At 67.1% G+C, this 16,108-nt stretch carries 5 protein-coding genes and 1 tRNA gene; 2 read left to right on the plus strand and 4 right to left on the minus strand.

Annotation, left to right across the window (positions count from 1 at the left end):
• Positions 1 to 61: 61 nt before the first annotated feature.
• The 4 genes from FFS30_RS02185 to FFS30_RS02200 form a co-directional block, all read right to left on the minus strand.
• Positions 62 to 5,515, minus strand: a complete 5,454-nt coding sequence (locus FFS30_RS02185) for an Ig-like domain repeat protein (RefSeq protein WP_137911471.1) — start codon at positions 5,513 to 5,515, stop codon at positions 62 to 64.
• 35 nt (positions 5,516 to 5,550) lie between these two features.
• The gene (locus FFS30_RS02190; protein ID WP_212742386.1) at positions 5,551 to 10,215 is read right to left on the minus strand and encodes an Ig-like domain repeat protein; all 4,665 of its coding nucleotides are present in this window, start codon (positions 10,213 to 10,215) and stop codon (positions 5,551 to 5,553) included.
• A gap of 329 nt (positions 10,216 to 10,544) precedes the next feature.
• Positions 10,545 to 10,618, minus strand: a tRNA-Gly gene (locus tag FFS30_RS02195).
• Positions 10,619 to 10,697: 79 nt separating this feature from the next.
• Positions 10,698 to 12,149, minus strand: a complete 1,452-nt coding sequence (locus FFS30_RS02200; protein WP_137911473.1) for an FAD/NAD(P)-binding protein — start codon at positions 12,147 to 12,149, stop codon at positions 10,698 to 10,700.
• Positions 12,150 to 12,475: 326 nt separating this feature from the next.
• On the opposite strand from FFS30_RS02200, the gene FFS30_RS02205 reads away from it, so the two are divergent.
• On the plus strand, positions 12,476 to 14,338 hold the full coding sequence (locus FFS30_RS02205) for an assimilatory sulfite reductase (NADPH) flavoprotein subunit (protein WP_137911474.1): 1,863 nt from the start codon (positions 12,476 to 12,478) through the stop codon (positions 14,336 to 14,338).
• Positions 14,339 to 14,363: 25 nt separating this feature from the next.
• Positions 14,364 to 16,085 carry an assimilatory sulfite reductase (NADPH) hemoprotein subunit gene (gene cysI / locus FFS30_RS02210; RefSeq protein WP_171014476.1) on the plus strand — a complete coding sequence of 574 codons (1,722 nt, stop codon included), beginning with the start codon at positions 14,364 to 14,366 and terminating at the stop codon, positions 16,083 to 16,085.
• Positions 16,086 to 16,108 lie beyond the last annotated feature (23 nt).

Consider the following 16,108-nt stretch of genomic DNA (forward strand, 5'->3'; position numbering starts at 1 on the left):
CGACAATAATCCGAGAAAAACACTCGCAGCGCCGAAGCGCTGCGGGCGCTTTCCCCTGAATCTACCGGATCGTCGCTGTCGCTCGCCGCCAAGCCGCCGCAAGCAGGACGAGCGCAAGCAAGACCAGCATCCAGACCGACACAGCCGGCGCCGGTACCACCGCCGCGGGCGCTGCGCCGACGGTCTGTGTCAACGTCGCGCTGGCCGCTGCCGTTCGCGCATCGCCCGAGTAGGCGGCGACGATCGTATGGCTGCCCACTACCAGTGCGGAGGTCGTGTAGCTCGTCGTGCCCATTGCGTCGAGCGTCAACGTGGCGAGAGTGCTGCCGTTGTCGCTTAGTACGACTGTGCCGGTTGGTGCGACATTCGCCGCGGCGAGAGTCGCGGCTGTCGCTCCAGAAGTGGATTGCGCCGCGACCGTTACGGTGAACGTGACGGCACCGCCCAGCGTGGCGGGATTGGCCGAACTCGTCAGCGTGACCGTGCTGCGCAGCGTGCCGACGCCGAGCGGTGCCGTCGCATTGCTGGTATCGAAGTTCACATCGCCGGCATACGTTGCACTCAGATGCAGGTTGCCGGATGCGACCGGCGTCAGCGAGCAGCCCGTCGCCGGCAACGCGATCGTGCACGTCGCGCCGGCACCGTCATCGATAGTGACCTCACCGCTTGGAGTACCGGCGCCCGGAGCGACGACGCCGAGGCTGATCGTCACGTTCGCCGATTGTCCCAACGTGATTGCCGCCGGCGCGGAGAGCGCCAGCGTTGTCGCGGCTTTGTTCACCGTCTGCGTCGTCGCCAGCGACTGCGAGGCGAGATTGTTGGCGTCGCCGCCATAGCTTGCCGTGATCGCGTGCGCGCCCGCGGCCAGCCCGTTCGCAGCACAGGTCGCCGCCGCGTTGCCGCTGCCGGCAACCAGCGCGACCTGGCTGCACAACACCGTCGCACCGTCGCGGAATGTGACGCTGCCGGTCGGCATTGCCCCGCCGGCCGCCGGTGTAACCGTCGCAGACAACGTGACGCTTTGTCCGAATACGCTCGGATTGACGGAACTCGTCAGCGTCGTTCCCGCGGTGGCGGCATTGACCGTCAAGCTGGCGGTTGCCGTGCTTGCGGCGAAATTCGTAGTAGCCGTATAGACGGCCGAAATCGAATGCACGCCGGTCGGCGCTTTCGGCGTCAGCGCGCAACTGCCGCTGCCGTTCGACAACGTCGCCGTACAAGTCACGCTACCGTCGCTGATCGCGACCGTGCCGCCCGGCGTACCGGCACCGGGCGCTTGCGCGGCCACCGTCACTTGCACGGCGACGCCGGCGCCGAGCGTGATCGGCGCGAGCGGCGAGATCGTCGTCGTCGTCGCGGCGGCATGCACGGTCTGGCCGCCGGCCAGGGTTGCCGTCGCCGGCTGGTTGTTGTCGTCGCCGGAATAACTCGCGCTGATCGCATGATTGCCGACGGCGAGAGCCGACACCGCGCAGGTCGTGATGCCACCGCCCACGGTCACGGCGACCTGGTTACACAGCACAGTCGTGCCGTCACGGAACGTAATGCTGCCGGTGGGCATCGCGCCGCCGACTACGGATTTCACCGCCGCAGACAGCGTGACGTTTTGTCCGAACGCGCTCGGGTTGGCGGAGCTGGTCAGAGTCATCGCTGCCGTTGCCGCATTGACGGTCAAGCTGGTCGTTCCGCTGCTCATGGCGAAATTCGCAGTAGCCGTATAGACGGCCGAAATCGAATGTACGCCGGCCGGCGCTTTCGGCGTCAGCGTGCAACTGCCGCTGCCGTTCGACAACGTGGCCGTGCAAGTCACGCCGCCGTCGCTGACCACGACCGTACCGCTCGGCGTGCCAGCACCGGGCGCCTGCGCGGCCACCGTCACCTGCACGGCAACGCCGGTGCCGAGCGTGATCGGCGCGAGCGGCGTGATCGTCGTCGTCGTCGCGGCGGCCTGCACGGTCTGGCCGCCGGCCAGGGTCGCCGTTGCCGGCTGGTTGTTGGCGTCGCCGGAATAACTCGCGCTGATCGGATGATTGCCGACGGCGAGAGCCGGCGCAGCGCAGGTCACGCTCGCGCTTGCCGCGCCCGGGAGCAGCGCCGTCGGCGGACACAGCGGCGCAGCGCCGTCGAGGAAGGTCACCGTGCCGCCTGGAGGCACTCCGCCGTTTGCCGGCGTGACCGTAGCGGTGAACACCACGTTCTCGCCGAACGCCGACGGATTCACCGAGGAAGCCAACGACATTCCACTCGGTGCAGCCGCCACCGTCAGGCTGCCGCTGGCGCTGCTGCCGGTGAAATTCGCACTCGCTACGGAATCGGGCGTGTACGTCGCGGTCAGGGCCTTGGCTCCCGCACTGCTTGGCGTTAGCGAGCACGCCATCGCTGGCAGCACGATCGTGCAAGTGTCGCCTGGACCGCTGCCGCCATCGCTGACCGCGATCGTTCCGCTCAGCGTACCCGCGCCGGGCGCGACGACGGCGACCGCAGCACTGACAATGACCGAGTTGCCGAGCGTGATCGGTGCGGGCGCGGTCAACGTCACTGCCGTCGCCGCCTGATCCACGGTTTGCGTCAACGGCGCGTTCGCGCTGCTCGCTCCGACGGTATTGGCATCGCCCGAATACGTTGCGACGAGCGAATGCGTGCCGACGGAAAGCGCGCTCGTCTGGCAGTTGGCGATACCAGTACTCAGCGCGACCGCGGCGCAGCCCGCGATCGGCGTGCCGTCCGCTTCGCTGAAGTCGACGCTGCCGGTCGGCGGCGGGCCCAGCGCGGACACCTTCGCTGTCAAGGTGATGGCCTGGCCGAAGACAGCCGGTTCGTCGCTCGACGCGAGGGAGATCGTGCTGGCAGCCTGGCTCACGATCAGGCTGCCGCTCGCGCTGCTACCGCTGAAGTTCGCAGCAGCAGCCGCATCGGGCGCAAAAGACGCGTTCAGCGTCAGCGTGCCGACGCTGCTCGGCGTCAGGCTGCATTGCGTCGCCGGCAGGACGATCGTACAAGTGTCGTGCGGCGCGCTGCCGCCGTCGCTGATCGTGATCGTTCCCGTAAGCGTGCCCGCACCGGGCGCAACGACCGCGACTGTCGCGCTGACGCTGATCGAATTGCCGAGCGCGGTCGCGCCCGGCGGCGTCAACGTCACCGCGGTCGACGCTTTGATCACGGCCTGCGACAGCGGCGACGCGGCGTTGCTCGATGCGGGCGTAGCGGCATCGCCCGAGTATGCCGCCACGAGCGCATGAGGGCCGGTGGACAGGCTCGCGGTCTGACATACCGCAATGCCGCCGCTCGCCATCGCGATGGCACCGCAGCCCGTCAGCGCCGTGCCGCCTTCACTGAAGCTCACGGTGCCGCCTGCGTTCGGATTGCTCGTGGTGACGACGGCAGTCAGCGTCACGCTCTGGCCGAACACGGCCGGATTCACGCTCGAACCGAGCACGACGCTGCTGGTTGCCGGATTGACGGTCAATGCGGCCGTCGCGCTGCTACCGCTGATATTCGCGCTCGATCCGCTGTCGGGTACATAGGTCGCCGTCAGCGTGGCGTTTGCCGGGGTGCCCGGAGTCAGGGTGCAATGGTCGGCCGGCAGCGCGATCGTGCAGGAATCCCCTGGGCTCGCACCGCCGTCGCTGATCGTGATGCTGCCCGTCGGCGTGCCCGCACCGGGCGCTTTGACGGCGACGGTCGCGGTGACATCGACCGATTGACCGAAAACGATCGGCGCCGGCGCGGTCAGCGTCGTCGTCGTCTGCGCCTTGGCGACGGATTGATTGAGCGCGGGAGTGCTCGATCCCGTCGTATTGATGTCTCCCGAATAGACGGCGGCAATCGTGTGTGTGCCGGCGATAAGGGCGGTCGTCGCGCAGTTTGCGCTGCCGCCGACAAGCGGCTGCACCGGGCAGAGCGGCGCCGGGGAGCCGTCCGCGGTGAAGGTGATCGTACCGGCAGCACCCGCGTTCGCCGAGATCACGACAGCGCTGAAGGTCACCGCCTGGCCGAACACCGAAGAAGCCAAGCTCGACGTCAGGCCGAGCGCGCTCGATGCCTGACCGACCGTCAGCGTCTGTGTGGCCGGCGGCGCGGACGAATAATCGGCGTTGCCAGCCTGGTTCGCGGTCACCACACAGGGACCGACGCTCAGGCCGCTCACCGCACCATTGGCAGCGACCGAGCAGGCCGTGCTCGTCGTGCTGAAGACGACGGGATTGCCCGACGCGCCTCCGCTCGCGCTGACCGTACCCGATCCGCCGACCGCGATGCCCGGCGCGGCGCCGAACACGATCGTTTGTGGCGCCTGATTTACCGTCAGCGTGGTGGCACCGCTCGTGGCGCTGTTCGCGAAGTGAATCGTATCTGTGCTGACGAACGCTGCCGATAGCGCCTTGGCACCGGCGCCGCTGATCGGGATCGCACAGGCGCTCGCGCCGGGCAGCGATATCGTGCAACTCGTGCCGTCGGTCGTGTTGCTGACGGTGACCGTACCGCCACTCGGTGCGGTTTGGTCGCTGCCGCGCACGACGCTGACGCTGACCGTCGCTGTCGCGCCGGGGGCGAAGGTCAGCGGATTCGGATTGATCGCGCTGATCGCCGTCGCCGTCGCATTGCTCAGTGTCATAAACGTGAATGGCCCGGCGAGCGCCGAGGAGTTGCCGAAAGTGTCGTTGGCGACAAAGTACACATCGTACGAGGTCGCCGGAACGAATCCGCTCAGAGGAAACGCGGTGGCGGCGCCTGCGCTCAAAAAATCGAAGGCGGAGGCAATCACGTTCACCGTGTTAGTCCCGCTCGTGTAGCTGCCGGCTCCGCCGGCCTTGGCGACGCTGATCACCTGCGCCGTGGTCGGTGCCGCGCTGCCCGTCGGTACCGCGATGACGAAACCGGCACCGGCCGCATTGCTGGTCGCGTTGAACGTGGCGTTGGTATAGCCGATCGGCGCGACGGAGGTCGCGCTCACGATCGGCGGCGGATGCAGCGTATCGAACGACTGGCCGCCGCGCACGAGCAGCGCATAGGCGTTGTTGCTGATCTGCAGCGGCGTGAAACTGCCGTCATAGGTGAAGATGACGAACGCGGAGATGACGCCGGCCTGCGCCGCGGGGTAAGTGGTGGAACTCCAGAAATACGTCGTCGGCGACGGTGCACCGATCAGGCCATTGGCAAAAACCGCCGGCGCAGTCGCTGACCGGGTGATGTCGACGAGCGATTCCAGCTCTTTGATGTTCGGCAGGCGCCAGTCGTTGTGGCCGCGGTAGTTGCAGCCGCTCGCCGTGCTGGCCGCCGTCAACGCGCTCTGCCAGTTGCGCGGCGCCGCGCCGGTGCCGCCGCAACTGGTGAAGGGAGCGTGGTCCCAGGTCAGGCCGGTGACGCCATCGCTGATCGTGCCGTCGCCGTTGTCGACGAAGGCGGCGCTTGCCGGCGCGCTAACGCACAACAACACGGCGAGAATGGCCGCTGTGCGCAAACAACGCGCGCCGCGGCTGAGAGTGTTCGACGCGATCGCTGCGATCGATGAGCGCATGACAAATCCTTCGATGTGAATTTCGCAGGGACGGCTCAGGGCGAGCCGTGCACGACGCGGACGCGCGAACCCGAGCGCACGTCGCCGAACGTGGCGTGTCCCAGGCCGAAGTCGACCATCCACGCGGACGGCCCGGCGTTGGGGATGAATTGCGGTGGTGGCAGGTAGGTGTCGGCGCTCCAGAAATAGAAACCGCCGGTGCCGGGGAAATAATTCGTGTCGATCAACGGGCCGGTGGCCGCGCCGTAGTTGACGATCGAGAGCAGTTCGCGCCGCGTCGGCAGGCGCCAGCCCGAGTTATAACCGCACAGCGAGTTGGCATTGGCGAGAGCGACGTCGTTTGTCGTACTCGTGCTGTCGGCGGCCCGCGACCATAATTCGTTGTTGTTGATGTAAAGCGCCCAGACCAGGCCGGTGATGTTGTCCTTGGTGCAGGTCCAATCGGTCGCGGCCAGTCCGGTATAGCCACTTGCGTTGGCATTGCCGGCGCAATTCTTCGTGCCGTTCTGACAGATCTTGGTGAGATCGAAACCGTTCGCGCCGCCGCCGGTCTTTGCAAGTGCGCCGGCAATAGCCGCCGCATCGCGGCCGAAGCGCGCGTCCTGGCGCGGATAGGTGCCGCTGTCGCCGAAGATCGCCGTCGTGCAGGCGACGAGCACCGGGTTCATCGCTGCGCCGCTGTCACACAGCGTTTGTCCTGTGTCGTTGAGTGCGATCGATGTGCCGGGTGCCTGCACGGTTACCATGATGGACGGTGAGTTGTTCGATCCGGTCGTGCTCGCGTCGCCCGAGTAGGTCGCCGTGATCGAATGCGAACCCAACGCAAGGTTGGCTGCGGTGCAGGTTGCCCGCAGGGTCGATGCCGTTACCGCGACCGCACCGCAGCCGGGCAGCGTCGTACCACCGTCGGTGAAGCTCAGCGTACCGCCGGCAGCGGCGTTCTGCGTCGTGATCGTCGCCGTCAACGTCGTACTCTGCCCTTGCAGAATCGAAGCCGGAGCAGCGACCAGCGCGACCGAACTCGTCGCCTGCTGCACCGTCAGCGTGAAGGTCTGGGTGGCATCTGGCGTGATGCCGTTGCGCGCGAGGATTTGCACGGTGTAGCTGCCCACACTGCCCGCGCCCGGTGCGCCGGACAGTGAGGCCGTACCGTTGTTGTTGTCGACGAGCCGCATGCCGTTCGGCAGCGTCCCGCTCGCGAGCGCGAAGCTCGGCGTCGGTGTGCCGCTCGCGCTGACGGAGAAGCTGCCGGACTGGCCGATCTTGAGCGTCGTTGCATTCGCGCTCGTGAACGCCGGCGCGTTGCCGATAAGTTCGGACAGCGTGCCGCTCGTCGCCGCGCCGTTGTTCGCATCGCCGGCGAAGTACGCGCTGATCGCGTGCGTGCCGGACGCGAGCGTACTCGTCGAACACACCGCCTGCGAGCCGCTGACCGGCACGGTGCACAGCAGGGTGCCCCCGCTGCAGGCCGCATTGGTGGTCGTCGCATCGGCGCAGAAGCTGACGTTGCCGCTCGGACTCACTGCATTGGCCAAGGTCACGGTGAAGGTCACACTCGCACCGGATGCGCTGGGGTTGCTCGAGGTCGCCAAGGTCAGCGCCGGCGCGGCAGGTTGCACCGTCAGCGTGAAGGCCTGCGTCGCGTCCGGCGTGACGCCATTGTGTGCGAGGATTTGTATGGTGTAAGTGCCCATGCTGCCAGCGGCCGGCGTGCCGGAGAGCGAGGCCGTGCCGTTGCCGTTGTCGACGAATTGGGTTCCGTTCGGCAGCGTGCCGCCCGAGAACGTGAAGGTCGGCGTCGGTGTGCCGCTCGCGCTGACAGAGAAGCTGCCGGACTGGCCGACCTTGAACGTCGCTGCATTCGCGCTCGTGAACGCCGGCGGGTTGCCGATGAACTCGGATAGCGTGCCGCTCGTCGCCGCGCTGTTGTTCGCATCGCCGGCGAAATACGCGCTGATCGTGTGCGTGCCGGCCGCGAGCGTGTTCGTCGAACACGCCGCCTGCGAGCCGCTGACCGGCACCGTGCACAGCAGGGTGCCGCCGCTGCAGGTCGCATTGGTGGTCGTCGCATCGGCGCAGAAGCTGACGTTACCGCTCGGACTTGCCGCGTTGGCCAAGGTCACGGTGAAGGTCACGCTCGCACCGACCGCGCTCGGGTTGTTCGACGTCGCCAAGGTCAGCGCCGGTGTGGCGGACGTTATCGGGATCAGGCGCAACTGCTGCGGCGCGTCGGCCCAACTCGTGCCCGTATCGATGAAGCCGTTTCGGGTTGCACGCACGCCGCACAGCCCGGGCTTGAGGCCGGTCACTCCGCCTCGGTATTGGTCGGTCACCGTACACGTGTCCGGGGTCCACGAATCGAGCGTGGCAACGCTGCCGTTGCTGACCGGGATCGACAGCGTCGTGCCCGCTGCGGCGGCAAGAGACGACGGCGCGGTAAGGCTCAGCGAAACACCCGCGAGCACCGTGTACGGCGCTTTTGCCCCGTTGAACCCAGTGCCCCAGCACTGCACACCGCCGACACTCGTCAGCGCGCATGTGGCGCTATCGCCGCCGACCGCTGCCACGACACCGCTGGCGAGATTCGTCACCGCCAACGGTGTGGAGGTGTCCTTGGTCGAGCCGAGGCCGAGCTGGCCGTTCAAGTTGCGGCCCCAGCACTGCATCGCTCCCGACGTCAGTACCGCGCAGGAGTGGTAGCCGCCCGACGCAATGGAGGCGACGCTGCCTGCGAGACTGATAACCCCCACAGCGGTGGAAACCGGCGTGGGGGTCGCCGAACCGCTGCCGAGTTCGCCGAAAGTGTTGGAACCCCAGCACTGCACTGCGCCCGAAGCCAGCAAGGCGCAGGTGTGATCGGAGCCTGCCGCGATCGCAACGGCAGGGCCGGAGAGAGTGGTCGTGACCGGCGTGTACGAGTCGGCATTCGCACCGTTGCCGAGCTGGCCGAGGAGGTTCCAGCCCCAACATTGCACACTGCCTGACGCAGTCAACGCGCATTCGTGCCGCGATCCCGCTGTGATCGCGACCACGCCGCTGCCGAGCCCCGCAACGCCGACCGGCGTCAACGAGTTCGTATTCGTGCCATTGCCGAGCTGGCCGAACACGCCCGAGCCCCAGCATTGCACGCCGCCGCCCGTCGTCAAGGCGCAGGTGTGCGCGTTGCCCGGCGTAATCGCCGCGACGCCGCTGCCGAGATTAGTGACCGCCACCGGCACCGGAGAATCCGCGGTGGCACCGTTGCCGAGCTGGCCCGAGTTGTTCAGGCCCCAGCACAGCGCGCCGCCTGTGTTCGTCAGCGCGCAGGTGTGAGAACTCTCACTGCCGGCCGCAATCGCGGCAACGCCGACGGCAAGGTTGGTCACCGGTGCCGGCCACAACGAGGCCGAAGTCGAGTTGTTGCCGAGCTGGCCGTGGTTGTTCTGCCCCCAGCAGCGCACGCCGCCGGCATTGGTCAGCCCGCAAGTGTGGACATAGCCCGTGACGATCGTGCTTGTGGGTTGGGTGTAGGTGCTGCCGTTGACAACGATGTTGCTTGTGGCGACGGCGACGGCGGTGGCAAGACCGGGAACCGCAACCGGCGTGAGTGAACTCGTTGTCGTCCCGTTGCCGAGTTGGCCGGAACTGTTGTATCCCCAGCACACCACACCGCCGAAGGTGTCCAACTGGCAGGAGTGTCCGGAACCCATCGTCACCGCCATGGCGCCCCCGGGCAGCGCCTTCGCGACGACCGGCGCCGGCGAGTTCGCGGTCGAGTTGTTGCCGAGCTGACCGTAGACGTTCCAGCCCCAGCACTGCATGACACCTAAGCCGAGCAGCGCACAGGTTTGATACTTGCCTGCCACGACCTTCACCACGCCGGTGGCAAGACGCGTCACCGCCCCCGGCGTGGACGAGCTTGTGGTCGTGCCGTTGCCGAGCTGACCGTAGACGTTGTAGCCCCAACACTGAATTCCACCCGCCGTCATCAGCGCGCAGGTATGGCGATAACCCATAGCAAGGTCGGCTACCCCGCTGGCGAGGTTCGTCACCGCCACCGGCGTCCTGGAATCTGTGGTCGACCCGTTGCCGAGTTGGCCGTTGCTGTTCGCACCCCAACACTGCACACCACCGGCGCTGGTCAGCACGCAGGTGTGGTAGCCACCCGTATAGATGCCGACCACGTCGCTCGGAAGATTCGTCACCGCCACCGGCGTCGACGAGTCGGTGGTAGAACCGTTGCCGAGCTGGCCGTTGCCGTTCGCGCCCCAGCATTGCACGCCGCCCGAGGTCATCAGCGCGCAACTGTGCGCCTCGCCCACCGCGATCGCGGCGACACCGCTGGCGAGATTCGTCACCGCGACCGGTGTCGACGCGTTCGCAGTCGTGCCGTTGCCGAGTTGACCGTTACCGTTCGCCCCCCAACATTGCACGCCGCCCGAAGTCATCAGCGCACAGTTGTAACTGTTGCCCGCGACGATCGCCAAGACGCCGCCGGCAAGATTCGTCGCCGTCACCGGCGCCGCGGAATCCGTGGTCGAGCTGTTGCCGAGCTGGCCGAAGGCATTGCTGCCCCAGCAAAGCACGCTGCCGCCCGTGGTCAGCGCACAGGTATGGTCGGTGCCTGCGGCGACCGTCGTCGCGCGCCAATCGAGCTGGCTCGGCGCGCCCTGGCTCCACGCGGCCGGCGCGACGAACACGGCCGACAGCAGACACAGCATTGCGGCGCATCGCACAGCAACGGAACGATTCCGCACGCTCATGGACTTTCCCCTGATTTATCGGCATGCACCGCCCCTTCCCGAGGAAGGACGATGCGGAGGGGAGATTGGCGGAGCGCGGCGCGCAGCCACATCCCCAGAATTGGGGATTTTTGTGTGGGCGAATTCTTCGGGCGAAATGCCTGGCGTTGCGAGAAGCCGGGCAAACGTTATCGCGAATATCGGTTATCTTCGCGCCGACTACCAAGGCGCAGGATCGGTATCAGGCTTCTGCAGAAGCCGAGATCCGAGCGAATCGTGGAGCTGAAAATGAGCGGCTAGTCGCCGATTGGAGCGGGTGATGGGAATCGAACCCACGTTAGCAGCTTGGGAAGCTGCAGTTCTACCATTGAACTACACCCGCGTTCCGAAGAATCTTCGGCAAGCCCGCAGATTATCGGGCTTGCCGTGACGAACGCAAGACGCGGCCGAGCGCTGGTGCTTCAGGCGACAGCCGAAGCGAGCGAGCTGATGCGTGGCCGATTCGCGCGCGCCGGCGCGGATGCCGCCGCCTGCCGCAGTTCGCCCGGCATGTCGCGCGCGATCGCCTTCGCGAGCGAACGGATTTCCGGCAGGCCGCTGCATTCCCAGATCGAGCCACGCAGCAGGGTGCCGAGGCAGCGCAGGCCGTGGGCCGGCGTGCCGTCGGCGCGCAGCAGGCGGCCTTCGGCATCGGTGGCGAGGCCGAGGTCGAGTTCGTCGGGATGGGCAATGCCTTCGCTCTCCATCTGACGGATCAGCGGATGATCGGTGGCCTTGACCGAGATGTTGAAACCGGTCGCCTGGATGACGAGATCGGCGGCGAAGCTGCGCACGCCCTCGGCGCCGCGCGGCTGCACGCGCACTTCGAGCTGACCGCGCTCGCTTGCATGGGTGTCGATCGAGCGGATGTGTGCGGCGAGAACCTTGAGCCGCCCCTGGGTGCGCAGGCGCGCGAGTTCGTTGGTCGTCTGCTGCGGCAGGCGGTGGCGCGCGGATTCCCAGAGCCAGCGCAGATGGCGCAGGAAGCGCGCGCGCTCGTGCGCGTCGAGCATGCGCCACAGATTCTGCGTTTCGGAGCGCAGGCCGTCGACGACGGAACGCCATTCGACGTCCTCGTCCTGTATTGCCGCGCGGATTTCGCGCAGCCAATGCGCGACATTCGGCTTCGCGCGCAGCGCTTCGATCAGGGAAGCCTGCTGTTCGTACGGCTGGCCCGGCGCGGCGTTGTGGCTGCGCGGCAGGCGCCCATGCCGCGAAATCGCGGTGAGCTGCGCGTTCGGCCACAGACGCGCCGCGCTCTGCAGCGCATCGACCGCGGTCAGGCCAGTGCCGAGCACGACGACGCGTTCGGGCGCCTTGCGCGGCAGCGGCCAGTGCCAAGGGTCGGCCGTGTAAGCGTGGCTGGCGCGCGCGGACTCGCTGACCTCGGCCAGCGCCACCGAAGGCAGCGCGCCGATCGCGAGCACGACGCCGTCGGCGACGAGTTCCTCGCCGTCGGCCGTGCGCACGCTGTAACCGTTTGCATCGTCGCCGCGCACGCTCGCGGCATCGACCGACAGCACGCGCATGGCGAGGCCGCGTTCGCGCGCACCGGTGATCTCGCGGGCGAGCACGGCTTCGAGGTAATCGCCGTACCAGGCACGCGGGACGAAATCGAGGCCTTTGACCGGCCAGCCCTGGGTCTGCGCATAGGCGATGAACGCGCCGGCGTCGTCGGCAAACAAGCCCATGTTCGCGGCGCGAACGTTGAGCAGGTGGTGTTCGGCCGTGGTCGAGTAGGCCACGCCGCGCCCGGGCGCCTGGCGGCCGACCAGCCAGGTAAGGTCGAAGTCGCCGGGTTGGCCGCGGCGCAGGAATTCGCCGACGACGGCGGAGCCAGCGGCTCCTCCGCCGATCACGATAAGTCGCTGCATGTTGTCTATTCGGGAGCCGCATCGATGCGGCGATAACTGAATGGAAGCACAACGTTCGTTAGGACTTCGCTAAATCGACATGCCCTCGGGTGATGTGGATATATGTCCCGCGGCGCTGCGACGCAGCATTGCAGGCCGCATCACGCTTCGCTTGCAGCGGCCGATTGTCAACCGTCCGCCGCACTTATCACCGCAAGCAATAACCGCAGCGCATGACCCTATAACTAAAGGTACGTTCTGGCCTCCTCCGGCGAGGACTAGGATCGGCCGATATCTCGTCTTCCATTAGACGTATAGCCGTCCAAACCAGCCAAGCGAGCGCCGACGTGTCAGCCCAACCGAACCGTATCCTGTCGCCGTTCTCCGAGGACAAGCTCGCCCTGCTGGCGCGCTTGACCGAAGGGCTCGACGCCGATTCGCTGTACTGGCTGTCCGGCTACGTCGCCGGAGTCGCCGCCTCGTCGCGGCATGTGCCGCTGACGGCTTCGGTCGCCAGCCACGTCGCCGTGCCGCTGCAGACCGCCGTAGCCCCAGCCGCCGAAGCCGCGCCGTCGACACGGCTGACCATCGTCTACGGCAGCCAGACCGGCAACGCCAAACGCGAGGCCGAAAAGCTCGCCCGCGAGGCCGAGGGCGCCGGGCTCAACGTGCGCCTGGTGCGCGCCGACGCCTATGCGACCAAGGAACTCGCCGCAGAGCGCCTGCTCTACGTCGTGATCTCGACCCAGGGCGACGGCGATCCGCCCGACGACGCGCGCGGCTTCGTCGAATTCCTCTCCGGCAAGCGCGCGCCGAAGCTGCCGCAGCTCAAGTTCGCCGTGCTCGGCCTCGGCGATTCGAGCTATCCGCAGTTCTGCTCGATCGGCGTCAAGATCGACACGCGTCTCGCCGAACTCGGAGCGACGCGGCTGTTCGAGCGCGGCGAAGCCGATCTCGATATCGCCAGCGTCGCCGCGCCGTGGTCGAAGCAGGCGCTCGAACAGGCGCGCGATCTGCTCAAGGCCGATGCGCCCACCGGCCCGCGCGCTGCGACCGTCACGCCGTTGCGCAGCACCGTGCAGGCACACGTCCCCGCGTGGACGCGCGAGAAGCCCTATGCCGCCGCGGTGCTCGCCAATCAGCGCATCAGCGCGCGCAACGGCAGCAAGGACATCCGCCACATCGAACTCTCGCTCGAAGGCTCGGGCCTCGCCTATCAGCCGGGCGATGCGCTCGGCGTGCACGCGACCAATCCACTCGCACTCGTCGACGCCGTACTCGCTGCGCTGCGCTTCGACGGCGACAAGGCCGTCGCGCTGCAAGGCGAATCGCATTCGCTGCGCGAGTGGCTCCTGCGCAAGCGCGAAATCACGACACTATCGCGACCGTTCCTCGTCGAGCATGCGAAGCGCGCGAAGAACGAAGCGCTCGACCGCGCCCTGTCGCCCGACGGCAAGGACGCACTGCGCGAACTGCTCGCGGACTATCAGCTCATCGACGTGCTGCGTACTTTCCCGGCCGCATGGTCGGCCGATGAGTTCGTGGCCGCGCTGCGTCCGCTTGCGCCACGCATGTATTCGATCGCATCGAGCCAGAAGGCCGTCGGCGAGGAAGTCCACCTCACCGTCGCGGTGCTCGACTATGAAAAGTTCGGGACCCGGCACGTCGGCGCCGCGTCACAATTCCTGGCTACCCTCCCGGAAGACGCCGGCGTGCCGGTCTTTATCGAAGAGAACGAACGCTTCCGCCTGCCCGCGGACGCGTCGCGCGATGTGATCATGATCGGCCCCGGTACGGGCATCGCGCCGTTCCGCGGCTTTATCCAGGAACGCGCCGAAACCGGCGCCGCGGGACGCAATTGGCTGTTCTTCGGCAATCCGCATTTCCGCACCGACTTTCTCTATCAAGTCGAATGGCAGAAGGCGCTCAAGGACGGCACCCTGCATAAACTCGATCTGGCGTTCTCGCGCGACCAGTCCGAGAAAGTCTACGTCCAACACAATCTGCGCCGCCGCGGCAAGGAGCTGTACGACTGGCTCGCCAACGGCGCCCACGTCTATGTCTGCGGCGACGCGACACGCATGGCCGCCGACGTCGACGCCGCGCTGCGCGACATCGTCATCGAGCATGGCGGCAAGTCCGACGAAGACGCGCGCGATTTCCTCAACCAGCTTGCCGCCGAGCGCCGCTACGCGCGCGACGTTTACTGATATGTCCACGACTGCACCCGCTCCCATTCTCTCCGCTGTCGAAGGCATCAAGACGCGCAGCCGGCGCCTGCGCGGCACGCTCGTCGAAAGCCTTGCCAACGACGTCACCGGCGCGATCGCCGACGACGATACCCAGCTCATCAAGTTCCACGGCAGCTATCAGCAGGACGACCGCGATCTGCGCGAAGAACGCCGCGCGGCCAAGCTCGAACCCGACTACAGCTTCATGATCCGCACGCGCCTGCCGGGCGGCGTGGTGACGCCGGAACAGTGGCTCAAGCTCGACGCGATCGCGGAGCGTTACGCCAACGGCACGCTGCGCCTCACCACGCGCCAGGCTTTCCAGTTCCACGGCGTGATCAAGCGCGAACTCAAGCCGACGCTGCAGGCGATCAACGCCGCGCTGATCGACACGGTCGCGGCCTGCGGCGACGTCAATCGCAACGTGATGGTCGCAGCGAATCCGCTCGAATCGGCGCTGCACGCGCGGGTCTACGACGACGCGGCCAAGCTGTCGGAATTTCTCAAGCCGAAGACGCGCGCCTACTACGAAATCTGGCTCGACGAAGAAAAGGTCGCGGGCTCGGGCGAGGAGTACGAGCCGATCTATGGACCGGTCTACCTGCCACGCAAATTCAAGATCGCCTTCGCCGTGCCGCCGGTCAACGACGTCGATGTGTTCGCCAACGACCTCGGCTTCATCGCCGTCGTCGAAAACAATCAACTGCTCGGTTACAACGTCACGGTCGGCGGCGGCCTCGGCGCGACGCACGGCGAGGCGGCGACCTACCCGCGCCTCGCCGACGTGCTCGGCTTTGTCGCCGCAGATCGCGTCAACGCGATCGCCGAAGCGGTGGTGACGGCGCAGCGCGACTTCGGCGGCCGCGCCGACCGCAAGCACGCGCGCCTCAAGTACACGATCGACGACCGCGGCCTCGACTGGTTCAAGGCCGAAGTCGAACGCCGCTTCGGCGCGCCGCTGCGCCCGGCGCGGCCGTTCCACTTCGAACACAACGGCGATCGTTTCGGCTGGGTCGAGTCCGCCGACGGCCGCGCCCATCTGACCCTGCGCATCGAAGCGGGCCGGGTCGCCGATCGCGGCGAACACACTCATCTGAGCGCGCTGCGCAAAATTGCGCAGATCCACGCGCAGAAAAATTCCGGCCTGAGCTTCCGCCTGACGCCGAACCAGAATCTGCTGATCGCCAACGTGCCCGCCGCGGACCGCGCCGAAATCGACGCGATCGTCGCCGAGCATCGTCTCGATCTCTACCGCACGGCGAGCAAGGTGCGCCTCAACGCGCTCGCTTGCGTCGCCCTGCCGACCTGCGCGCTCGCGATGGCCGAAGCCGAACGCTACCTGCCCGACTTCACCGGTCTGGTCGAAGCGCTGCTCGACAAGCACGGCCTCGGCGAGACGAATATCCACCTGCGCCTTTCCGGCTGCCCGAACGGCTGCTCGCGTCCCTACCTCGGCGAGATCGCCCTGGTCGGCAAAGCGCCGGGCCGCTACAACCTTATGCTCGGCGCCGACGCGCGCGGCCAACGCCTCAACCGCCTGCACCGCGAGAACGTCGACGAAGCGCAGATCCTCGCGACCTTGGACGAGTTGTTCGCGCGCTATGCCGCCGAACGTGCGGACGGCGAAGCGTTCGGCGATTTCCTCGTGCGCGCGGACGTGCTCGCAGAAGCGCCGTACAAGACCATCCCGGTCACCCTGCTTGCGGCGTCGTCGGTTGCGGCCTAGGTCGAAGCACCCGCTCATGCCGC

It is taken from the genome of Rudaea sp. 3F27F6 (genome assembly GCF_005503555.1).
Classification (GTDB): domain Bacteria; phylum Pseudomonadota; class Gammaproteobacteria; order Xanthomonadales; family Rhodanobacteraceae; genus Rudaea.